23 protein-coding genes and 1 tRNA gene are annotated in these 21,886 nt (G+C 65.2%); 15 read left to right on the top strand and 9 right to left on the bottom strand.

The annotated features are described in order from the left end of the window. Nucleotides 1–144 precede the first annotated feature (144 nt). From FZ033_RS15350 to FZ033_RS15315, 8 genes are all read left to right on the top strand, one after another. On the top strand, nt 145–960 hold the full coding sequence (locus FZ033_RS15350; protein WP_149576972.1) for a terminase small subunit: 816 nt from the start codon (nt 145–147) through the stop codon (nt 958–960). Between the two features lie 2 nt (nt 961–962). Beyond that, nucleotides 963–1,226: a hypothetical protein gene (locus FZ033_RS15345; RefSeq protein WP_149576971.1), complete on the top strand. Its 264-nt coding sequence runs from the start codon at nt 963–965 to the stop codon at nt 1,224–1,226. 11 nt (nt 1,227–1,237) lie between these two features. Continuing rightward, nucleotides 1,238–1,825, top strand: a complete 588-nt coding sequence (locus FZ033_RS15340; protein WP_149576970.1) for a hypothetical protein — start codon at nt 1,238–1,240, stop codon at nt 1,823–1,825. Then, nucleotides 1,818–2,507, top strand: coding sequence for a hypothetical protein (locus FZ033_RS15335; RefSeq protein WP_149576969.1), 690 nt, complete (start codon nt 1,818–1,820; stop codon nt 2,505–2,507). The genes FZ033_RS15340 and FZ033_RS15335 overlap by 8 nt, the downstream gene beginning before the upstream one ends. Before the next feature lie 11 nt (nt 2,508–2,518). Then, nucleotides 2,519–5,434, top strand: coding sequence for a M15 family metallopeptidase (locus tag FZ033_RS15330; RefSeq protein WP_149576968.1), 2,916 nt, complete (start codon nt 2,519–2,521; stop codon nt 5,432–5,434). 4 nt (nt 5,435–5,438) lie between these two features. Beyond that, nucleotides 5,439–9,209, top strand: coding sequence for a hypothetical protein (locus FZ033_RS15325; protein WP_149576967.1), 3,771 nt, complete (start codon nt 5,439–5,441; stop codon nt 9,207–9,209). Then, nucleotides 9,206–9,523 carry a hypothetical protein gene (locus tag FZ033_RS15320; RefSeq protein WP_149576966.1) on the top strand — a complete coding sequence of 106 codons (318 nt, stop codon included), beginning with the start codon at nt 9,206–9,208 and terminating at the stop codon, nt 9,521–9,523. Before FZ033_RS15325 ends, FZ033_RS15320 begins: the two co-directional genes overlap by 4 nt. Before the next feature lie 86 nt (nt 9,524–9,609). Then, nucleotides 9,610–9,996, top strand: coding sequence for a hypothetical protein (locus FZ033_RS15315; RefSeq protein ID WP_149576965.1), 387 nt, complete (start codon nt 9,610–9,612; stop codon nt 9,994–9,996). A gap of 174 nt (nt 9,997–10,170) precedes the next feature. Here FZ033_RS15315 and FZ033_RS15310 read toward each other — a convergent pair whose 3' ends face one another. After that, nucleotides 10,171–10,419 carry a hypothetical protein gene (locus FZ033_RS15310; protein WP_232847496.1) on the bottom strand — a complete coding sequence of 83 codons (249 nt, stop codon included), beginning with the start codon at nt 10,417–10,419 and terminating at the stop codon, nt 10,171–10,173. Nucleotides 10,420–10,527: 108 nt separating this feature from the next. Here FZ033_RS15310 and FZ033_RS15305 point away from each other — a divergent pair, with 108 nt between their 5' ends. The 3 genes from FZ033_RS15305 to FZ033_RS15295 all read left to right on the top strand — a co-directional run bounded on the left by FZ033_RS15305 (nt 10,528) and on the right by FZ033_RS15295 (nt 11,304). Next, on the top strand, nt 10,528–10,755 hold the full coding sequence (locus FZ033_RS15305) for a hypothetical protein (protein WP_149576964.1): 228 nt from the start codon (nt 10,528–10,530) through the stop codon (nt 10,753–10,755). Between the two features lie 76 nt (nt 10,756–10,831). Next, on the top strand, nt 10,832–11,101 hold the full coding sequence (locus tag FZ033_RS15300; RefSeq protein WP_149576963.1) for a pyocin activator PrtN family protein: 270 nt from the start codon (nt 10,832–10,834) through the stop codon (nt 11,099–11,101). Beyond that, a complete protein-coding gene (locus FZ033_RS15295; RefSeq protein ID WP_149576962.1) occupies nt 11,101–11,304 on the top strand; it encodes a hypothetical protein in 204 nt (67 codons plus the stop codon). Before FZ033_RS15300 ends, FZ033_RS15295 begins: the two co-directional genes overlap by 1 nt. A gap of 170 nt (nt 11,305–11,474) precedes the next feature. On the opposite strand, the gene FZ033_RS15290 is transcribed toward FZ033_RS15295, so the two are convergent. The 4 genes from FZ033_RS15290 to FZ033_RS15275 all read right to left on the bottom strand — a co-directional run bounded on the left by FZ033_RS15290 (nt 11,475) and on the right by FZ033_RS15275 (nt 16,143). Beyond that, nucleotides 11,475–11,550: transfer RNA gene (locus FZ033_RS15290), tRNA-Ala, on the bottom strand. 101 nt (nt 11,551–11,651) lie between these two features. Next, nucleotides 11,652–14,870 carry an efflux RND transporter permease subunit gene (locus tag FZ033_RS15285; RefSeq protein WP_149576961.1) on the bottom strand — a complete coding sequence of 1,073 codons (3,219 nt, stop codon included), beginning with the start codon at nt 14,868–14,870 and terminating at the stop codon, nt 11,652–11,654. A 1-nt stretch (nt 14,871) separates the two neighbouring features. Then, nucleotides 14,872–15,900 (bottom strand): efflux RND transporter periplasmic adaptor subunit, encoded by a 1,029-nt coding sequence (locus tag FZ033_RS15280; protein WP_149576960.1) that lies wholly within the window; start codon nt 15,898–15,900, stop codon nt 14,872–14,874. Nucleotides 15,901–15,939: 39 nt separating this feature from the next. Continuing rightward, nucleotides 15,940–16,143 (bottom strand): YgaP family membrane protein, encoded by a 204-nt coding sequence (locus FZ033_RS15275; protein ID WP_149576959.1) that lies wholly within the window; start codon nt 16,141–16,143, stop codon nt 15,940–15,942. An 85-nt stretch (nt 16,144–16,228) separates the two neighbouring features. On the opposite strand from FZ033_RS15275, the gene FZ033_RS15270 reads away from it, so the two are divergent. Then, a complete protein-coding gene (locus tag FZ033_RS15270) occupies nt 16,229–16,540 on the top strand; it encodes an ArsR/SmtB family transcription factor (protein WP_138399602.1) in 312 nt (103 codons plus the stop codon). A gap of 12 nt (nt 16,541–16,552) precedes the next feature. Here the strand turns inward: FZ033_RS15270 and FZ033_RS15265 are convergent, their stop codons facing one another. Both FZ033_RS15265 and FZ033_RS15260 read right to left on the bottom strand, forming a co-directional pair. Beyond that, on the bottom strand, nt 16,553–17,242 hold the full coding sequence (locus FZ033_RS15265; RefSeq protein ID WP_149576958.1) for a class I SAM-dependent methyltransferase: 690 nt from the start codon (nt 17,240–17,242) through the stop codon (nt 16,553–16,555). Continuing rightward, entirely contained in the window at nt 17,209–17,622 is a 414-nt protein-coding gene (locus FZ033_RS15260) for an EVE domain-containing protein (protein ID WP_149576957.1), read from the bottom strand. The genes FZ033_RS15265 and FZ033_RS15260 overlap by 34 nt, the downstream gene beginning before the upstream one ends. 170 nt (nt 17,623–17,792) lie before the next feature. Between FZ033_RS15260 and FZ033_RS15255 the strand changes: the two genes are divergently transcribed. Further along, nucleotides 17,793–18,092, top strand: coding sequence for an antibiotic biosynthesis monooxygenase family protein (locus FZ033_RS15255; protein ID WP_149576956.1), 300 nt, complete (start codon nt 17,793–17,795; stop codon nt 18,090–18,092). 196 nt (nt 18,093–18,288) lie between these two features. Then, nucleotides 18,289–19,065: a YkgJ family cysteine cluster protein gene (locus tag FZ033_RS15250; RefSeq protein ID WP_210247905.1), complete on the top strand. Its 777-nt coding sequence runs from the start codon at nt 18,289–18,291 to the stop codon at nt 19,063–19,065. 4 nt (nt 19,066–19,069) lie between these two features. On the opposite strand, the gene cmk is transcribed toward FZ033_RS15250, so the two are convergent. Beyond that, on the bottom strand, nt 19,070–19,696 hold the full coding sequence (gene cmk / locus FZ033_RS15245; RefSeq protein ID WP_188079518.1) for a (d)CMP kinase: 627 nt from the start codon (nt 19,694–19,696) through the stop codon (nt 19,070–19,072). Nucleotides 19,697–19,707: 11 nt separating this feature from the next. Continuing rightward, nucleotides 19,708–21,078 (bottom strand): 3-phosphoshikimate 1-carboxyvinyltransferase, encoded by a 1,371-nt coding sequence (gene aroA, locus FZ033_RS15240; protein ID WP_149576954.1) that lies wholly within the window; start codon nt 21,076–21,078, stop codon nt 19,708–19,710. Nucleotides 21,079–21,338: 260 nt separating this feature from the next. Between aroA and FZ033_RS15235 the strand changes: the two genes are divergently transcribed. Beyond that, nucleotides 21,339–21,734 (top strand): TIGR02300 family protein, encoded by a 396-nt coding sequence (locus tag FZ033_RS15235; protein WP_149576953.1) that lies wholly within the window; start codon nt 21,339–21,341, stop codon nt 21,732–21,734. Nucleotides 21,735–21,886 lie beyond the last annotated feature (152 nt).

Below are 21,886 nucleotides of genomic sequence, written 5' to 3'. Positions count from 1 at the left end.
ATCGCTATTCCGTCTTCACCCAACCTACGGACTGGTGGATGAAGCCGTTTAAACGCGTCGCCTAAGTTAGTGAAAGTTGACATCCGACTCCACGATGTAACCATCACCTGATCCAATGCCATCAGTCATTAGATGGCTCCGCCCATGACGCCGAAGCAAAAACGATTTGTTAACGAATACCTTCTCGATCTCAACGCCACCCAGGCGGCGGTTCGGGCTGGGTATTCTGAAAAGACTGCGAATGCGAAGGGTTCTTTTCTCCTGTCGCTCCCGGAGGTGCGCGAGAAAATTGCGGCGGCGATGGAGGCCCGAAACCGCGAAGCCACAATGGACAGCACTCGGCTCTTGCAGCGGCTGGTGGCAGAAGCGGAGGCCGACATTGCCGACATCTTCGATGCCAACGGTCGTCTTCTGCCGGTCCATGAATGGCCTTTGATCTGGCGTCAGGGCCTCGTGCAGGGGATTGAGGTTGAAGAGCTGTTCGACGGCGCTGGGCAGGACCGCGTGAAGATCGGGCATGTCCGGAAAATCAAGCTCGACAACCGCGTGAAGCGCCTGGAGCTGATCGGCAAGCACGTCAAGGTCAACGCCTTCGAAGAGCGCATCAATGTCGTTGGGCTGGATGCGCTCGGTGATCGTCTTGAACGGGCGCTCCGGAGCGGAGGTGTTACAAACCGGATCACCTCGATCACCAACGTGCAGGTGTCGCCCACGCCCATCACTGCGCCCCATGAGAATGACAGTGCCCCCGCTGCGCCGATGCCTGAGCCCGCTCTGATCGAGGCCACGCCTGCGCGACCGGTGGCCGGCCCCGCCCTTGGCTCTCCTGCGCCGTGCGATTGGCTTCCGCCGCAGCCAGCTTACTCGCCTCTCCTGCCGGCCAAGCACACACCGGTCGACAACGGTTATGAAAAAATGCGCGGGACCCTACTGTCATCCCGAAATGGCGATGAGATTTAGCCATGACTCCAAGGGACTATGCACTTGAAATTGTGTCTCTTGCTGCGCAGGCGGATGAAATCATCTCGCAAATGCGCGCGATAAAGGAAGCCATTAATCGGAACGAGGAGGCGATCCATCGTCTCCATGGGTCATGGCATGCGACGATTGATGGTCAACGTCGGCTCTGGCACTACGCAGTTACTCTCATCGAGAAGCCGAGCGTGGCGGATCAAAAATCAGTCGAGGAACTGGCGCGTTCAGCATGGGCCGTACTACTGAAATAGTGAGGAAGGCAATGAAACCCGTCACCTCCAGCGAACTTATCGATAAAATTGCGTCACTTGACGCGGCTGTACTCCAACACGAGCAACGCGTAAGTGAATTATCACTGCAAGCTGTCGAAGGGGACGAAGAGGCGCGCCGGTCCCTCGTCGATATCCTTGTGACAATCGACCGTGCAAAGGTAGATCGCCTCGTTCTTCAGGCCGCCACAGATGCGGCGCGTCAGATGGAGCACGACGCTGCGGAGGCTGCTCTTGCGAAAGAACGCGAGCGCCACCTCAGCGAGGCACGCGTTCACGCCAGAGAGCTTTTATTGGGAGCTGATCGTTTCGAGTCTCTCGCCTCCGACTTGCTCCATGAGATGGTCGCCATGTCCGCCGCAGAAGATCGAGTTTGGTTGGCGCTTCGCGCGGGTGGGCAGGCACCCAATGCGGCGGTCGTAGGCAGGCGCAATATCGCGGATTTCTGCCTGGAGAGATTGCAGGCAGCAGCAACCGGACGCCTCCCGTTCCGTCACGACAAGAGGAGCGGCCCTGAGCTTGCCCGCAACGCGTGGCAATTCCTGATCGAGGAGCCCAGCAAGGTGAGCCAACATGGTTGATATATCACCCGACCCCGCGCACCTGCTTTTTCCGAGCGATGCTCCCGCCGGCGCCGAGCCGCCCGAATGGTGGCAGGCGGAGCGGTCCGCAGCCGAAGCGTACCTGATGGGCCAGGGGCATCGAGCGGCGAAGGCCGATGACACTGCGGCCACTCTGTTTCCGAACGAACGTCGCGGCGACGCTGCCCCGCCCCAGACCCCTGCCGGCAAGGATCGGCCTGACGCCGCCGCCCTCCTGTTCAAGGAAGACGCCGCGCATTTCGATGATCGGCCCGTGAACAGCTTCTTCATCGGGTTCGCCAATTCCGCTGCCGCTGATGGCGATATCGAACGTGCGAGGGCGTTACATACGGCCGGCAATGCTCTGACGGCCGACGCCAAGGCGGCGGGGACATCTTCGGCCGACCTCGCCGAAGCCCTGTCCGTGATCCACGAGCGTCAGGCCGACACGGTGGGCGAGCGCACAGCCGAACAAGCAGAGGCCGATTTCGCGTCCGGTATGGCCGCGATTCAGGCGGAGGGCATCACAGAGGCCCAGCTCGGCGCAGCGCGGGCGTTTATCGCCGACCTCGAAAAGCTAGCGCCGGGCACGCTGCACACCCTGGAGCGCACCGGGGCAGGCAACGATCTACGTCTTATTCGCCGCGCCGTGGCTGAGGCCCAGCGGCGAGGCTACCGGTAGGAGGTTGAGCCATGGTCCGCGTCCCCGAATACGAACCGAGCGTCAGCCTCCGCCCCTCCAATCAGCAGAACATCAGCATCGATACGCCACCGGCAGCCTTCGGTGCGGAAGTCGGAAGGGGGCTTCAGGCCTTGGCACAGGGTGGCATGGACGCCGCAGATGCCGTTGTCCGGGTCCAAGAACTGGAGGATGAGACGGTTGTTCGGGCCCGGCGCAACGAATACATAAAGGCAAAAGATGTTCTCATGTACGGCGATGCCGGATACATGAACAGCGACGGCCTTTCCGCACTCGATGGATTTACCAAGTATCGGCGCGATCTCGATGGTCTCAGGCGGGAATACGGGAATGGGCTAACCCCGTCTCAGCAGCGGTTGTTCGCTCGATCCGTCGAGCCGATGGAGCTGGATGCACAGCGGTCGGGGCTCACTCACAGAGGGAAGGCCCTCAAGTCTCTGGTCGTTCAGGAGGCCTCCAGCAGCGCTGAGAATTTCAGGAATGAAGCCATCCGCAACTATACTGATCCTAATCAGTGGCAAAAGTACACGGCCGCTGGTGTTGGTGAAATTCGCGGCCTTGGTCAAAAGTTGGGATGGACAGCCGCAAAACTCAAGTCGGAGGAGCAGAGCTACGTTTCAGACGTTTATCGGCTGACGGCGGCACAGATCTCGAACGACGACCCGGTTCGGGCCCTCGATTATCTAAATCAAAACCGGAACGCGATGCTTCCGGAGCACTACATGCACGCGATGCAATCTTTGATGCCGACCGCATCCGGCGCCGTCACGCGCGATGCCGTGACAAGGCACAAGGATGCGCGAACCTTCCTAACTGGCCGCTTGGTGCAGGGACACGGCGACGACCATGTGAATCGCCTAGATCAGGGATTTGCCACCAACCTTGCCGCGATGATCCAAGACGCCCCTTCTGGCATCCGTGACGGCCTCGGCATCCTCTCCGGCTATCGCACCGTGCAGCGCCAACAGGAGCTTTGGGACGACGCGGTCAAAAAGTATGGATCGCCCGAGGCGGCGCGCAAGTGGGTAGCTCCTCCCGGCAACTCCCAGCATAACCACGGCAGCGCAATTGATCTTGCGTACAATGGGCAGTCGCTCGCCAAAGCGCCGAAAGAAGTTGTCGATTGGGTGCATACGAACGCCGGGAAGTATGGCCTCCATTTCCCGATGACCAATGAGCCGTGGCATATCGAGCCGGCCGGCGCGCGGGGGAATGATGCGGGCAATGTGAAGCCAGCCGGCCTCATGGAGGCGGGGAATACCGACCTCGCAAATCGCCCGGTGGGACGGAATGTGGATGGCACGATCAGCACCGTGCAATCCTTGTCTATCGGCGAGGAGGGGCACGCAGTGCTGATTCCCACGGTGTCGCCGGATGGCACGGTGCTGTCCGAGGCCGAAGCGATTGCATTCTACCGGCAAACCGGCAAGCACCTCGGCAAATTCGACACGGCGGCGAATGCTACGGCGTACACACAAGCTCTTCACCAGCGTCAGGAGCGGGAGTACGGCCAGCCCCATAGCTGGGTGACGTTCTCTCCGGAGGTAGAGCGTGCGTTGTCAGGCCTGCCGGCCAACTACGCTCAGCGCTTGCGCGACGCCTCGGCCATCGGAGTGAAGAACGCCCTTGCGACGGACCTTGCTCAGGCCAAGGCTCAGAGGCTTGAGGTTGTGGACAGCTATAAACTGCGCATCGCCAAGGAAGATGAAAAACTTACACAGCAGGAAATGGTCGATGATCCGTCTCTTGACGACGGCGATAAGGCCACGTTACTGAATTCCTACGCATTAAAATTCAACGATGCAATTGCAACTCGGCAGGCGATTGGCGCATTTCAGGCGGGGCAGCTTGCTATTGATCCCTACAGCAGCGACGGGCGCAAGCTGGTGGATAACGTCTGGACCTCCTTGTCGTCGAAGGTGGATCGGGAACAGTTGAAGCCGGCGCTGCTGGAGGTGGTGCGTCAGACCGGACTTGTCCCTCAGCCCGTCGTCAACGCGATCCGTGGCGATCTTTCGAGTCGAATAATTCAGAACGTCGCCAGCGGCGCAACTCTCGCGGCCCAGATACTGGCCGTGAATCCTGCGTCTATCGAACGCCGGGATGGGGGCCGGGAGGTGCGCGAGGCGGCGGAGACGTTTTCGCATCTCGTGAACAGTGTGGGACTGCCGCAGTCCGCTGCCGCCCAGCGCCTGATTGATATGCACGATCCTGAAAAAGTCCTGGCCCGCGCCGCACTCATGAAGAGCGATTCCATTAAAGACTTCATTGACAAGCAGGCGACGGAAAGCAGCGTCCGCGATATTTACGATAGAGGGTTATTCAGGTTCGATCCGAAGTTGGGAGAGACGGTTGCTCAGTCGGCCGCGATGGTCGCAGAATACAAGCACATTCTTTCTGAAAGCATGGTCGATGCGAGCGGCGATAAGGATATCGCCAAATCTCTCGCGGCGACGCGCTTCCGGAGACTTTACGGCGTGTCATCCTTTAGCGCCTCTGCCACCGGCGCGGATACGAGCGGTGTCATCACGCGGCTCCCGCCCGAGGTGACCTATCCCGCCGGGGCTGACGGATCGTGGGATTATATCCGGGAGCAGGCGCGTTCCGCCTTGGCCACAGACGGCGTAAGTGCGAAGGAAATCTACCTTCAGGCGGATTTGCTCACGAATCAGGATTTTCTCGCCGGGCGGCCCCCGCGCTATTCCCTGTGGTATCGCGGCGAAGGTGGTGCCTTGGAGCACTATCGCAAGCTGTTCTATGCGGTGCCTCAGAACGCTGAGGAAGTCAGCGCCGCGCGGCGGGCGCGCCTGGAGCGACGCCGCGACATCAACCGTGACGTGACCGAGATGGAGCGCGAGAACGGCGAGGCGCTGTTCCGGCCCTACGCCATCTCGCCTAGCGGGAGGTGAGTGTATGCCGTTCGATGAGACCACACCGGTTCCGGAGCTTCCCACGCCGCGCGTGAGCGATCAGGTCGCAATTTCCCCGACCCTGATGCAGACGGCGGGAGCGGCATTCCGGCAGGACAATCTGATTGGCTCCGTCCTTTCGTCGGAGCAGCTTCGGGCGCAGATGGACGGCGGTTTTCACGATGTTGATCGCAACTACAACGTCTTCGATGACATCGCGGGATACGAAAACCACGCCGACCGCTTCGTGAATGTCTTCAATGCCAAGGCAGCGAAGGCCTTGAAGGCGGACATTGACAGGGAAACGCAGGACCGGCGGATTCTCGCGGCGTCGGGATGGACCGGCTTTGCCATGACTGCCGGCGCATCCGTCCTCGATCCCACGTTCCTCTTGCCCGGCGGAGCCATCGCGAAGACGGGGCATATTGGCACGACAATGGGCCGGGCCGCATTGAGCCTCGGCGGTGCTGCGGCGGGGGCTGCGGCGGTCCAAGAGGCGGGCTTGCAGGCCTCTCAGGAGCTGCGGACGGGGACAGAAACCGCCCTCGCAATCGGCGGCTCCGCCCTCCTCGGCGGCTTTCTTGGCGCGGGTATCGGTGGGGTCATGACCGCCGTGGAGGCCCGGCGTGCCGCGACCGCCCTGGCGGAGGCACAGCGCCCATACTTCGATGCCGCCACGGATGCCCTGCACCGCGAACTTGTCGGCATGGCTGGCCCTCAGGGGGCGGGTGCGGACGCGACGCGGCTGGATACACTGGATGACCTGACAGTCGCCGGTAGCGCGGCCGGGGCCGTCGCGAAGGCGACCGCTCAGCTCAATCCGGTGCTGCGCACTCTGCACAGCCCGAGCGCTGCGGTCCGTAGTGTCGCATCGCAGATCATGGAAATTCCGGTTTACCTGCGCAAGAATCTTGAGGGGGCCGGAGATTCCGCCGCCGAAACCAACATGCACCAATGGACGCGCGGCGCAGTTGCGAGCGCGATGGAGGCGCAAGAGACGGCCTATGTCGCCGCGCGCAAGGCTGGGGGAACCCTGACGCGGAAGGAATTCCGCGAAGAGGTGGGGCGCGCCATGAGGCGCGGCGATCAGAGCGATATCCTTGGCGTCGCGGATGCGGCACGGGCGTGGCGCTCGTCCGTCATCGACCCGCTTAAACGCCGGGCCATTGAGGCCGGCCTGCTGCCTGAAGACGTGAGCGTGTCCACCGCCGACAGTTATTTCTCGCGCCTGTGGAATCGCCCTGTGATGGAGGCAAATGAGGCGGAGTTCCGGGAAATCGCCAGCGGCTGGCTGTCCACCAAACTGGATGAGGCCATGGCCGCAGAAGCCCAGCGGATGGACAGGCGGACGCGTGGCCTGCTGCGAGAGAAGGGCGACCTTGAGGCAACCATTCTGAGGCGCGAAGAGAACGCCCGCCGAAGGATGCAGGAGGGCGGAGAGGCTTCGCTGGACGGCATCAGCGAGTCCGACGTGCTGGAAGTGCTGCGCCGGGTGAATGCCGGCGAGCGACCGCGTGCGCCAGAGAGCCTGTCGCAGTGGCTGCGGGGACTTGGCCGCGAAGGGATATTCGATGCCGCTGGCGAACTGACAGCAGTCTTTCCGGAGGCTCGGAAAATCCCCGGCCTGCTGCGCAAATCGCGGCGCGCGAGGTCCAACCCTTCGGGCGGCATCAGCCTTGATGAGCTTGCGGCCCTAGCGTCGCGAGAGGGCTTCCTTGATGATTTCGCCCGCGCGGCAGATGACACCGCAGTCCCTGCCGGCCAGCCGTCAGCCCGCGATCTGATCGAAGCGTTATTCACGGACACGCGGGGCAGGAGAGTAGTGCGCGCGGGTGATCGCGAGGCCGCGAGAGGCGCTGACGCCTTCGATAGCATGATGCAGGCCCTCGACCGGGCTGGTGTCGATCTTGCCCGCCCGATGTTCGGAACGTCCGATGCCTTGAAGGGGATTGCCGGGACCATAAACCGGGTTCTCTCGGATATGGACCGTGCGCGCATCGCGCAGCTTGATGCTGCCTTGGCGGAGAGCCGCGCGAGCCGCTTCGATTTCTTAGACGATGCAGATCGTGCCGACTACATCAGCGGGATAGTGGATGACATTTACGCGAAGCTGACGGGACGGGGGACGGACGGGAACATTCCCAAAGACCTCGTGGTGACCAAGCGCGGGCCGCTGAAGGAACGCACCTTCAACATTCCTGACGAATTGGTAGAAAAGTTCCTGGATAGCGATGCTGAGTTCGTCGGGCGACGGTACGCCCGGATCATGTCGGCGGATATCGAGCTGGCGGAACGGTTCGGATCGGCTGATTTGACAGGGCCGCTGGAAACGATCAGGCACGATTACGCCGAGCTTCGGCGGACACTGGAGGGGACTGAGGGTCTATCAGCAGAAGCGCGAGCGCAGCGGCTGAAGGCACTGAATGACCGCGAACGCGCTGACATCCGCGACCTTGAGGCAGTTCGCGACATGCTGCGCGGCAACTACCGGCCGGAAATCCAGCACACCGGATGGGCGCGCGCCCTCAATGCGGCGGGCACCTTCAACTACATGGTTGCGCTCGGCGGTGTCACCATCGCATCGCTCACGGATGCGGTTCGCCCGGCCATGGTGCATGGGCTGGCGTCCTACATACGCGACGGCCTCCGCCCGCTCATCAGCGCCTCTAAGGGTGCGAAGCTGTCCCGGCAGGAGGCCAAGCTCGCCGGAGCCATCTCGGATCGCGTATTGGCCTCGCGCTTGGCAACGCTCGCCGAACTGACCGACCCCTATGCACAGACCTCGGTGTTTGAACGGTTCCTCACCAACGCCGCTTCGGGCTTCTCCCGCCTGACCGGCTTGCTGCATTGGAATGATTTCCAGCGTGGCATTGCCGCGACGATGATTCAGAACCGCATCCTCCAGAATGCTGAGGTTGCGGCACTACGGGGGTTCGATGCCCTGCCGCCGAAGGAGAAGGCCTACATGGGCTTTCTCGGCATCGGACAAGAGCGAGCCGAAAGCCTTGGGCATCTGTTCCAACAGCATGGCGAAACCCTGGATGGCGTCCGCGTCGCCAATACGGAGCGCTGGGGTGATGATGAAGTCTCCGACCGGCTGCGACGCGCCTACCGTGCAGCCGTCAACAAGGATGCCGATAGCGTCATCGTGGCCAAGGGCGTGGGAGACGTTCCTCTCTTCATGAGCACGCCTATCGGGCGCAGCATCCTGCAATTCCGGAGCTTCGCTATCGCTGCGAATCAGCGAGTATTGCTGCGCGGATTGCAGGAGGACACAACGCGCTTTCTCGGTGGTGTCGTCGGAATGACCACGGTTGGCGCGTTCATATACATGCTTAAGCAGATTGAAACCCAGCGTGAAATATCCGACAATCCCGGCACTTGGATTGCGGAGGGTCTAGACCGATCTGGCATCTTCTCCATTGCTTTTGAGGTGAACAACGCTCTGGAGAAGATCGGAGCGCCGGGCTTCTACACGGGCGCAGCTGCCATGTTTCCCAACGCGAGCCAGCGCCCGCCCGCGAGCCGCTTTGCCGCACGCTCCCGGGTTGGCTCGTTCCTTGGCCCGAGCTTTGGGACGGCGACCGATGTTGTCGGACTGCTGGGGCTCGGCTTCGAGAATATGCGCCATGCCGCAGCCGGAGAGGATTTGACTATCGGAGAGAGCGATGTCGGCGCAGCCCGGCGCCTGGTGCCGTATGCCAGCCTCCCATATTGGCGGTGGCTGGTGGACGGAATGATAGTTCCAGAGATAAAACAGGGGGTGGCAAAGTGAAAATCGAAACGCGTTCTGAAAAGATGCAGCGCGAGTCTCTGGATTGGCTTGAAGTTGTGCTTGCTCTTCCGGAGGGGGCGCAGACTTTTCAGGACGCGATCACTCAAGCTACCCAATCCACCGCGTCGGATTTGGCTGCGCTTTCGCGAACCCTCATTCTGGCGGATGCCGCCATCAGCGTGGCCGAGGTGGGCGGCGAAGCCATCGGCAACTTCGCGCCCTGGTACCGAGAAAAGGCTCAAGGGCTCATGCGTCGGGCGATGGAGATCATCGAGGCGATGGAGGAACATCCTCCCTCAGGCTCCCTCAACTGAGGGGCGCAACTCAGGATTGCCCATCCCTTTCGAGGCGCTACTGTCACTCTGCCCTTCCGGCCACATTGCCGGGGGCTGGATGGGGGATGATGATGAGGACGAAAGCGCTCGCGCTGATCGCCGCCCTGGGGCTTTGTGGCTGCGCCACCGCTGGCAATGACGGTGACGATCCGCAAACATGGGGCCGCGTGGACTGCAAGCGCGCGGCGGATCATCCGGAGTTGATGCCTGAGTTCGAACAGGCCAAGGCGGTTTGCTTCAATCTTGCGAGCGCAAACGCAGCTGCGGCATCAGCCAACACGCAGGGTCTGGCTGGTGCCGTCACGGCCATGCAGGTGAATTCCGGGACCGCCGAGTCTTGCATGGCCCAGCGTGGGTTCCTGCTGAAGAGGAAGTCCGAACACAACGCCATGTGCGCGGCTGCATCGGCTAAGCCTACCGCCAAGCCGCAGCAGCAGAGTTCAGCGCGTTGAGGTCTCGGGTGGGGGAGGAACGCCGGAGTCATTGCCACGATGGCTTCATCGGGATGTTCGGCCCGCGTTGAGCGTTGCGTTTTTCACAACACTGTTGTGATTTTATCTTTGGAAATCAACAAATAAATTAATATTTAAGGCCGCACGCCTGCTACGACCAGCCCACGAACAGCGTCATTTCTGATCCGAATCTCGGTTTGGATAGTCGTCTCTGTCCAACTCCTTTTCGCGACGCTCCAACTCAGCATCAACGGCCTCACGGATGAACTTCGCACGATGTTTCTGGCCCACCAGAGCATCAATACGATCAATCACGTTGCTGCTAAACCGCACCAGCGTCGGCTTCATATTCAGTGGAGGTCTGCCCATACCGTAGGCATATGCGATATCGCTTACTCGGTCAATTCGATCCAGTACCCACATAAACGATATCGTTAATTGACGGAGTTAACGATATCGTTTAACAGTTCGTCATGCCGCTTACGGCGGGACGGTTCGGCATAGGCCGGGCCGAACAAACGGAGTTGGATCATGACTGAAACCCTGGCTCTCGCTGCCGCCACCGCCAACCTGAATGCTTGCCCGGCAGACCGCCTGAACGCCGGTCTAGACCTTCTCCTCACGGCCTACGTGGCGATGAACGCCACGGGCTGGCTGGATGAGGAAGCCATGAACGCAATTCGCCACACAGTTGATCGCGGCATCGAATGCCTGCGCCCGCTTCGGGTTGTGTTGGAGGACATGCAATCTGCTGGCTGAACCACCCGGCAAGGCCGCGGGCCAAATGCGGGATCGCTCTGTGAGCGATCCCATTTTTCGTTAGGAGACCACGAACATGAATACCGTATTCCTCCTCATGGCCCAGTACGGGGCGAGGGCTATCGTTCCCATTGACGCGGTGTGCCGCGACTATTTCAGCCACCTGACGCCCGTGCAGCTCGCGCGTAAAGCGACGGCCGGAGAGATCGATATCCCCATCGTCCGAATCGATGGTGGAAGCCAGAAGGCGGCTCGCGGCGTCCACATTTCCGACCTCGCCGCCTGGATTGACGCTCGCCGTGCCGCAGCGCAGAAGGAATGCGACCAGCTCCATGGGCGAAAATAGTGGACATTCGCGACCTGAACGACGCGACCGCAGCCGAGGCGTTCCTGCGCTCTCGGCTGTCGGCGGTTGAGCACCAGATTTCCGACCTCGAACAGCAGTTGACCACGGCAGCGCCGGGCCGCGACACGAATCGCATCCTCATGCAGCTCAAATTTAGGTCAGAGGACCGCGAACGGCTGACCAAGGCCATTGCCGGAAAGTGATAGCCTCGCGCGCTTGGCTTCCTGACGTTCAGCCCGAGATCGCGGCGATCTAGGGCAACCGACGAACTTCGAGAGCCACCATGTTCCGAGGCGTTCCGCAATTCAGTGGGGGATGCGGATTGGCGCACCCCGTCCAACGCATTGATATAAGCGGATTTTTCGGATCAGGCTGGTGGAGCCGAGGGGAATCGAACCCCTGACCTCTGCAGTGCGATTGCAGCGCTCTCCCATCTGAGCTACGGCCCCGATCCGTGGGAGGCGCCATTTATGAGTTGGGGCCCCATGCTGTCAAGCGCCCCGGGGCGCGAAATCCGTGCCAATCCTGCGCTGTCCACCATGGGCTTGCCTCAGGCCGTCTTCCGCTCGCCCCGCAGCACCACGTAGATGGCGGGGATCACCAGCACCGTCAGCGCCGTGGAGGAGGCGAGGCCGAACAGCAGTGAAAGGGCGAGGCCCTGGAAGATGGGATCGGTGAGGATCACCGCCGCCCCGATCATGGCCGCGAGCGCGGTCAGGAGGATCGGCTTGAAGCGGATGGCGCCCGCCTCCAGCAGCACGTCGGCGAGGGGGCGGCCCGGCGCGCGGGCGTGGCGGATGAAGTCCACCAGCAGGATGGAATTGCGCACGATGATGCCCGCCAGCGCGATGAAGCCGATCATGGACGTGGCCGAGAACGGCGCGCCGAACAGCCAATGTCCCGCCATGATGCCGATGAAGGTCAGCGGGATGGGCGTCAGGATCACCAGCGGCAGCTTGAACGAGCCGAACTGCGCCACCACCAGGATGTAGATGCCGAGGATGGCCACGCCGAACGCCGCGCCCATGTCGCGGAAGGTCACATAGGTCACCTCCCATTCGCCGTCCCACAGCAGGGTGGGGCGGCTCTCGTCGGTGGGCTGGCCGTGGAGGGTGATGTCGGGCTTGGGCAGGTCGCCGAAATCCGCCGCCGCCAGCGCCTTCGACACCGCGAGCATGCCATAGACGGGGGCCTCATAGGCCCCGGCGAGGTCGGCAGAGACCATTTCGGCGGCCCGTCCGTTGTGGCGGAAGATGGGGAAGGAGGCCGGCTCGCGCACCACGCGCACCACGTCGCCCAGTTCCACCACGCCGCGCCCGCCTGGCAGGGCGTTGGCCGGAACCGGGGTGGAGAGGGTGCGCGGGTCCACCGCCTGCTCGCCCTTGGGCAGGGCGAGGCGGATGGGAATGGGCGCGCGCCCGCCGCCGCGATGGGAATAGCCCAGGGTCGCCCCGGTGAAGACGGAGCGGATGGCATCGTAAACGTCGGCCTGCTCCACCTTGTAGAATTCGAGATTGTCCTGGTCGATGGCAAGGCGCACCCGCTCGCCCGGCGTGCCGAAGCTGTCGTCCACGTCGACGATATAGGGCACGCTCTCGAACGCCGCGCGCACCTTGCGGGCGACCGCGCGGCGGGTGTCCGGGTCGGGGCCGTAGATCTCGGCGAGCAGGGTCGCCAGCACCGGCGGGCCGGGGGGCGGCTCCACCACCTTCAGCGCGCTACCGGCGGGCAGGGGGATGGCTTTCAGCCGCGCGCGCACGTCGAGGGCGATGGCGTGGCTCGCCCGGCTGCGCGCGCCCTTGGGCTGGAGGGTGATCTCGACGTCGCCCTGCCGGGGTGCGGACCTGAGCCCGTAATGGCGCACCAGCCCGTTGAAATTGAAGGGCGCCGCCGTGCCTGCATGAGTCTGGAACGCGACCGCCTCCGGCAGGTCCGCCAGCGCGGTCACCATGTCCTGCAGGGTGCGGTTGGTGGTCTCCACCGAGGTGTCGGCGGGCAGGTCGAGGATGACGGCCAGCTCGGTCTTGTTGTCGAACGGCAAGAGCTTCACCGTCACGCCGTGGGTGTAGAACAGGCTGAGCGAGGCCAATGTGGCCACCCCCACCACGGCGAGGAAGGCACCCGAGCGCGCCCGCGAGGCGAGGATGGGCGCGGCCACGCGGCGATAGAAACGCCCGAGCCGACCGCCGTCCGCCGCCTCGGCATGGATCGCAGCGCCATTCTCATGGCCGGCGAGCTTCAGCATCAGCCAGGGCGTGAGCACCACCGCCACGAAGAACGAGAACACCATGGCCGCCGAGGCGTTGGCGGGGATGGGGCTCATGTATGGCCCCATCATGCCGGACACGAACAGCATGGGCAGCAGCGCCGCCACCACGGTGAGCGTCGCCACGATGGTGGGGTTGCCCACCTCCGCCACCGCGTCGATGGCGGCTTCGGCGCGGGTGCGGCCGTCCTTCATGGCCCAGTGCCGGGCGATGTTCTCGATGACGACGATGGCGTCGTCCACCAGGATGCCGATGGAGAAGATGAGCGCGAACAGGCTCACCCGGTTCAGGGTGTAGCCCATGAGCCGGGCGGCAAAGAGGGTGAGCAGGATGGTGGTGGGGATCACCACCGCCACCACCAGCGCCTCGCGCCGGCCGATGGCAAAGCCCACCAGCACCACGATGGAGACCGTGGCGAGGCCGAGGTGCAGCAGCAGCTCGTTGGCCTTCTCGTTGGCGCTCTCGCCGTAATTGCGGGTGACCTGCACCTCCACGTCCGCCGGCAGCATGCCGCCGTGAGCGGCCTCGATCTGACGCAGGACGGCTTCGGCGATCACCACCGCATTGGTGCCGGGCCGCTTGGCGATGGCGAGCGACACGGCGGGGCGGCGGGCAAGGCCGTCCGCGATCTTCGCCACATGGAACACGCGGGTCTCGGCGGTGTCGGTGGCAAGGGTCACCTGAGCCACGTCGCGCACATAGACCGGGCGCCCATCGCGCGCGGTGACGAGGATATCGCCGATTTCCGCCGGGGTCTGGAGCGTTTGCCCGGCGACGAGGGTGCGCTGGGATGCGGCCTCGCGCACGGTGCCGGTATTGAATGTGCGGTTGGCGCCCTCGAGCTTGCCGGCGAGCTGGGCCAGCGTGATGCCATAGAGCGACAGGCGCTCGGGATCGGGCGCGACGCGGATCTGTTCCGGCTGCTCCCCCACCATGTAGGTGAGGCCGATGTCGGGAAGCTTGGCGATGTCCGCCTGAAGCTCGCGGGCGACCCGGGTGAGGGCGTTGGCGGTCCAGCGCTCCGCCGCCTCCGGCTTCGGGGTCAGGGTGAGGACCAGGATGGCCACGTCGTCGATGGAGCGCCCGACGATGAGGGGCTCGGTGATGCCCACCGGGATGCGGTCGAGATTGGCGCGCACCTTCTCGTGCGCGCGCAGGATGGCGGCATCCGGGCTGGTGCCGGTGAGGAAGCGGGCGGTGACGATGACGCCGTCGTCCTGGGTGGTGGAATAGACGTGCTCCACCCCGTCGATGGCCTTGACGATGGTCTCCAGCGGCTCGGTGACGAGCTTCACCGCGTCTTCCGCTTTCAGGCCCTGGGCCGAGACGGAGATGTCCACCATGGGCACCGAGATCTGCGGCTCCTCCTCGCGCGGCAGGGTGACAAGGGCGATGAGGCCGAAGGCGAAGGCAGCGATGAGCAGCAGCGGCGTCAGCGGCGAGGTGATGAAGGCGCGCGTCAACACGCCGGCGAGGCCGAGGGAGCGGGTCTTGCTGGTCATGTCAGTGCCCCGGCGCCTGGATCCGGTCGCCGTCGGCAAGGCCGGTGAGCACCTCCACCCGTTCGCCGGCGGCATCGGCGAGGCGCGCGCCGAGCACCACGGGCACGTCGAGGGCGCCGTGCGGCGTGGCAACGCGCACATAATCGATGCCGTGGCGGGTCGAGACCAGGGCAGGGGGAATGGCGAGCACGGCGCGGCGGCCGATCTCCACCCACACCAAAGTGCGCTCGTTGACGAAATAATCGCCGAGGCCGTCCACCTCCACGTCCGCCATGACCCGGCCGGCGGTGATTTCCGGATAGACCTTCACCACCCGGCCAAGGCGGGCGGTGGCCGGCGTCCCGGCCGTATCCTGCGTGATGCCGCGCCGGCCGATGCGGACCGTGCCGCCCTCGCGGATGTCGGCGGCGTGGCGCTCGGGCAGGCTGAGGCGCAGGTAATAGGGGCCGGAGGCGATGCGGGCGATCTCGTCGCCGGCCAGCACCACGCTGCCCGGCGTCACTGGAACGGTGAGCACCCGCCCGTCCGCAGGCGCCAGCACGGCGCCCTCGCGGGCGCGCTGGAGCACCACGGCGCGGTCGGCCTCGGCGGCGGTGACCTGGTTGGTGGCCACGTCGAACTGGGTCTTGCCCGTATCCAGCCGGCTCTGGCTGGCGACGCCTTTGGCCACCAGCTGCTGGGTGCGGTCCAGCTCGACGCGGGCGTTTTCGAGCTGGGACCGCAGCTCCTTGATCCTGGCGTCTGCGGCGTTGAGGGTGAGGGCGAGCTTGTCGTCCACCACCAAAGCGATCTCGTCGCTCTCCTTCACCTGGCTGCCCTCGGACACCGAGACCGCCCGCAGGCTGCCGCCGATGCGGGCGCGGGCGGGCACGACGGTGCGGCTTTCCACCTCGCCGAACACGGCTTTCAGCTCCGGCACCTGCTCCAGGCGCACGGTGAAATCCTCCGCCGCTGCACGGGCGGAGGCCAGGGGAGGGGCAAGGAGTGCGGTGAGAAGCGCTGCAAGGAGCGAGTGGGAGGGCAGGTGCATCTTAAGGTCTCTTCGGCCCGGCCGGCGCCGGGCGCGGGCTCAGGAGAAGGCGACGCCGGGCTTCAGGCCCAGCTTCTTCAGCACCATGGCGGCCGGGCAGAAGCCGGTGAGGGACGCCTGCATCAGGTTCGCGCCCACGAAGGCGGTGAGCCAGAACCAATACAGCGACACGAAAAGGCCGAGGCCGAGGGAGGCCAGCACCATGACCCCGGCAAACAGCATGACGGCGCGATCAACCGACATTATCTTGGTTCCTCGAAAACGCGTGGGCCCCGTGCCCGTGCGTGGTCGTTTGCACTTAACATTCAAACATTATAAATTCAAGATCATGAATGTTGTTGATATGATGCCCGCTTCGGAACGGGCGGCCGAGCTGATGCGCAGCCTTTCCCATCCGCAGCGCCTTCTGGTGCTGTGTGCGCTGGGAAGTGGGGAGAAATCGGTGGGCCAGTTACGGGATGAGCTGGGCATCGAGCAGGTGCCCATGTCGCAGCAGCTCATGCGCCTGCGCGCCGACGGACTGGTGGAGGCCCGGCGCGAAGGCACGAGCGTGCACTACCGCATCGCCCGCGAGGAGGTGCTCCACATCATCGAGGCGCTGCACAAGGCCTTCTGCAGCAAGCCGGAGGGGCCGTGCTGAGGGCGCGCCGGTCTACGCCCCTTTGGGGCGCCAGACGCTGGTGCGCTTGATCTCCATGTCCTCCAGCTCGCGCGTCACCGGCACGCTGTATTCGGCGAGGTGCTCCAGCCGGTCCTTCGGCAAATAGGTGCGGCCGGGATCGCCGATGAGCACGGTGGCGCCGCGCGCGCTGAGGGCCAGTAGCCAGTCGAACACCCGCGCGGACAGGTCCTTCTCATAGGCGATGTCGCCGGCGAGCACGGCGTCCCAGCCGGCGTCGGTGCCGATGAGGTCCTGCTCGGCGGCGATGAGGGCGACGCCGTTCGCTTCCCCGTTCAGGCCGATGGCGGCGCAGGCGAAGGGGTCGATGTCGGCGCAGGTGACGGCTCCCGCCCCCGCCTTCATGGCGGCGATGCCCACAAGGCCGGAGCCGGAGGCGAAATCCAGCACGTTCCTGCCCGCCACCGTTTCGGGATGGTCGAGCACATGGCGGGCCAGCGCCTGCCCGCCGGCCCAGGCGAAGGCCCAGAACGGCGGCGGCAGGCCCATCTCGCCCAGTTCCTCCTCGGTGCGCTGCCAGAGGGGCACGGCCTCGTCGGCCACATGGAGCGAGATTTCCGGCACCAGCGGCACCGGGTTCAGGCGGGTTTCGGCGCGGATGAAGGCGAGCGGGTCGGCGATGGGCCGGCTCACACCCCGCCCATCCCGCAGACGATGTCCCATTCCTCATCGCTCACCGGCTGCACCGAGAGGCGGGAGAACTTGATGAGCGCCATCTCCTGCAGCCGGGGCTCGGCCTTGACGGCGGCGAGCGTCACCGGGGTCTTCAGGGGCTTCACCGCCTTGATGTCCACCATGAAGAACTTGCCCGAGGGGTCGGAGGGGTCGGGGTAGGCCTCCTTGATGACCTCCACGATGCCGACGATCTCCTTGCCCTCGTTGGAATGGTAGAAGAAGCCGGTGTCGCCCTTCTTCATGGCCAGGAGCTGCTGCTTGGCGAGGTGGTTGCGCACCCCGTCCCAGTGGGTGCCCTTGGCGCCAGCCTTTACCTGCATGTCCCACGACCATTTGAAGGGTTCGGACTTGTAGAGCCAATGGGCCATGGCAAAGCTCGTGTTTCGCAATGATGGTGCGGGTTTGCCTCTTCCATCCCGGCTTGGCAAGTCCATTGGCGGCCGCGCGGACAGGGGCCGGGCGATCTTGCCTCGACGGGGCGAAGCCTTAATGTCCCGCGCGGCGGCGCGGACGGGCCGCCGCTGTGAAGGAAAACATCATGGTCTATGAGATCGCCACCCTCGACATCAAGGAAGGCTCTGAAGCCGCCTTCGAGGCCGGGGTGAAGGAAGCCGCCCCCTTCTTCCAGAAGTCGCGCGGCTGCCGCGGCCTGTCGCTCCAACGCTCGGTGGAAACGCCCAGCCGCTATTATCTGGTGGTGACCTGGGACAGCGTGGAGGACCACATGGTCCACTTCCGCAACGCCCCCGAATTCCAGGAATGGCGCCGCCTCGCCAGCCCCCATTTCGCCAGCCCGCCGTCGGTGGAGCACACCAGCGTGGTCGGCTCCTTCTTCTGAGCGCACGGGAACCCGCGCCGCGCCGGTGCGGGTTCCCCCCTTTGTGACCGTTCCCCCAGCCCTCTACGCAGTTTCCCTATGTTGAACGTTGTATCCAACGAAACATAGCTTGTTCCATCTCAATGCGCCGGCTTCCCATCTTGGGGAGCGTGGCGCGGCGCCCGTTGCGGGCGGATGGCATTTTTGGAGGCTTGCCGTGACGATCGCTTCAGAGGGGCGGGCGGAGGATGCGCGTGAAGAGCACAGGCCTCAGGACTCTGGGCCGGCCGTGTTCTTCCGGGCCCAGCATGAAGCCTTCGGCACCACGCTCGATGCCCACAAGGGCGCGGCGAATCTGCTCGATCGCATCTGGATGCAGGCCTTTTCCAGCTACGAGCACAATGTGGCCGAGCAGACCAAGGACCTGCCGCCGCTGGCCTGCCGCAAGGGCTGTGGCACCTGCTGCCGCATCCAGGTGGTGGCCACCGCGCCCGAGGTGCTGATGGTGGCGCGCTATGTGCGGGCCATGGCGGAGGGCTTCCGCAAGGTGGGCATCGACCTGCCCGCGCGCCTCGCCGCCGCCTCCGCCGCCGCGCCCGAAGCCGCCGGCACCATGGCGCTGGGGCGCGAATGCCCGTTCCTGGTGGAGGGCATCTGCGTGATCTATCCGGTGCGCCCGCTGGCCTGCCGGGGCCACGTTTCCTTCAACGAGGAGGCCTGCGTGGCCGCGCTGGAGGGCGAGGCGGATGAGGTTCCGGTCTCCGAATCCCACCGCACGGTGCGGGCGCTGGTGCAGGGCGCGCTGCAGTCGGCGCTGCGCGATACGGGCCATCCCTGGGCGCTCTACGACTTGGTGGGCGCGCTGAGGATCGCCCTGGCGCGGCCTGATGCAGAGGCCGCCTTCGCCGCCGGCACCGACGTGTTCGAGCCCGCCATGATCGACCATGTGAGCCGCGAGGAGATGGCGCGCACCTTCGACCGGCTGAAGGCCTGACGTTTCATCGCCCCGCCCGCCGCGCCTCCACGATGGCCAGTGCCGCGTCGAAGGCCTGGGCGATATCCAGCGCCGAGGTGTCGAGCAGAACCGCGTCGTCCGCCTGCACCAAAGGCGCGGCCGCGCGGGCCGAATCACGCTCGTCGCGCTTGCGGATGTCCGCCAGAACCGCGTCGTAGGCCACGTCCTCGCCTCGCCCGAGCAGTTCGCGATGGCGACGCTCGGCGCGCACCTCCGGCGTGGCCGTGACGAACAGCTTGGCCTGCGCCTTCGGGCAGATGACGGTGCCGATGTCCCGCCCGTCCAGCACCGCGCCGCCGGGCTGGGCCGCGAATCGGTGCTGCAGATCCAGCAGCGCCGCGCGCACGCCGCCGCGCGCCGCCACCACCGAGGCCGCCTCGCCCAGCTCCGCCGTGCGCAGGGCCTCGGGATCGAGTGTGGCCACGTCCAGCGCCCGCGCCGCCTCCACCGAGGCTGCTTCGTCCTGAAGCCGCCCCTGCGCCAGCACGATGGCCCCCACGGCCCGGTAGAGCAGGCCGGTGTCGAGGTGGGGCAGGCCGTAATGGGCGGCGAGCCGGCGGGCCAGCGTGCCCTTGCCGGAGGCCGCCGGCCCGTCGATGGCGATGACCACGGCTGCAACCCTCATGCGATGACGGCGCCGAGGGCGCGCATCATGGGCATGAAGGTGGGGAAGGAGGTGGCGATGAAGGCCACGTCGTCCACGCTCACGCCCTCCTCGCTGGCAAGGCCCAGCACCAGGAACGACATGGCGATGCGGTGGTCCATGTGGGTGGCAACCGGGCCACCGCCCTTCACCGTGGCGGCGCCGGTGACGAGGAGGTCGTCCCCCACCACCTCGTGGGCCACGCCGCAGGCGGCAAGGCCGTCTGCCACCGCTGCCAGGCGATCGCTTTCCTTCACCCGCAGCTCGGAGAGGCCGCGCATGGCGGTGACGCCCTCGGCGAAGGCGGCGGCCACGGCGAGGATGGGGTATTCGTCGATCATGGCCGGCGCCCGCTCGGGGGGCACCTCCACGCCCTTGAGGCGGGAATGGCGCACGCGCAGGTCGGCGACGCGCTCGCCGCCCTCGGTGCGCTCGGCCACCACCTCGATGCTGGCGCCCATTTCGAGCAGGGTGGTGATGAGGCCGGTGCGCAGCGGGTTCATCATCACGTCGGTCAAGGTCACGTCCGAGCCGGGCACGATCAGCGCCGCCACCAGCGGGAAGGCGGCGGAGGAGGGGTCGGCCGGCACGTCCACCGGGGCGGCCACCAGGGTGGGCCGGCCCTTGAGCGTGATGTGGCGGCCGTGGGCGCCGTGGGGCTCCACCCGCACGTCGGCGCCGAAATGGGCGAGCATGCGCTCTGTGTGGTCGCGGGTGGCCTCGCGCTCGATCACCACGGTCTCGCCGGCGGCGCCGAGGCCGGCCAGCAGCACGGCGGACTTCACCTGCGCGGACGGCATCGGGGTCTCGTAGGTGATGGCCTTCGTATCGGTGCTGCCGCGCAGGGTCAGCGGCAGGCGCCCGCCCTCGGCGCTGTCCACGATCTCCACCCCCATGGTGGTGAGCGGGTCCAGCACGCGCTTCATGGGGCGCCCCCGCAGGCTGGCGTCGCCGTCGAAGGTGGCGGTCACGTCCTGCCCGGCCACCGCGCCCATCATCAGGCGCACGCCGGTACCGGAATTGCCGAAATCCAGCGGGGTGGCGGGGGTGGACAGCCCGTTGGCGCCGGCGCCTTCCACCTCCCAGTCGCCGGGACCGCGGCGGGTGACGCGCGCGCCGAGCGCGGCGCAGGCCTTGGCGGTGTTCAGTACGTCCTCGCCTTCCAGCAGGCCGGTGATGCGGGTGATGCCCTCCGCGAACAGGCCGAAAATCAGCGCGCGGTGGGACACGGACTTGTCACCGGGAACGCGCACGCGGCCAGTGAGCGCAGGGGAGCGAAGGGCGGTCGCGGGCTGAGCCGGGCCGTCACCGTGGCCGGAGGCGGGAGCGGCGCTGCGGGTGGCGGACATGGGGGCCTTCCTCAAGCGTTGGCGTCTGGGTCGATGAAGACGAGGTCGATGAAGACCGGGCGACGGATTCTTGTTGTAAGGCCGGCTCGCGGGAAGCCGGATCCGGTCACCTTGCAGCGCAAGTCGACCGGCGCGTGCTCTAGCACAGGGCGCGGCGAGGCGTCACCGCCCCGCGCCTGGCTGATGATCGGGCCTTGACAGGGGATACGTCTGGCGCCAATGGAGCACGCTCCTGTTTAGCCCTTCCGAGGATCTTTGCCGTGGCGAAAGCTGAACTCGGCACGAAGCGCATCTGTCCTGTTACGGGGCGCAAGTTCTACGACCTGAATAAGGACCCCGTCGTGTCGCCGTTCACGGGGGAGTCCTATCCGCGATCCTATTTCGAGCCTGCCGTCCGCGGCTCGAGCCGAGCCGAGCCGCGTGGTGGCGCGGTCGAGGAGGCCGAGCCCGAGGACACCGAGGCCGAGGTCATCAGCCTTGAAGAGGCGGATGAGGAAGCCTCCGCTCCCGCCAAGGTGGTCGTGGGCGACGATGTGGACGTGGACGACGATATCGAGGCCGGTGACGACGACACCTTCCTCGAAGAAGACGAAGATGATGGGGACGACGTCTCCGATCTCATCGGTGAAGGCCTCGAGGACGACGAAGAGGCTTGATACCCGACGCGGCCTGTGCTTAAAGGCCGCTCTCGCTCGGCGGACCTGGTTTCACGATCACGGTTCACCGGGCATCCGCCGCGGATTTCCCGGCACGCAGATCCGGCGCCTCCCCCCAACGGAGCGTCCTGCGCGCAGGCTGCGGTTAAGTT

The organism is Xanthobacter oligotrophicus (assembly GCF_008364685.1).
GTDB classification, from domain to species: domain Bacteria; phylum Pseudomonadota; class Alphaproteobacteria; order Rhizobiales; family Xanthobacteraceae; genus Xanthobacter; species Xanthobacter oligotrophicus.
This window is presented reverse-complemented; position numbering and strand designations above follow the sequence as displayed.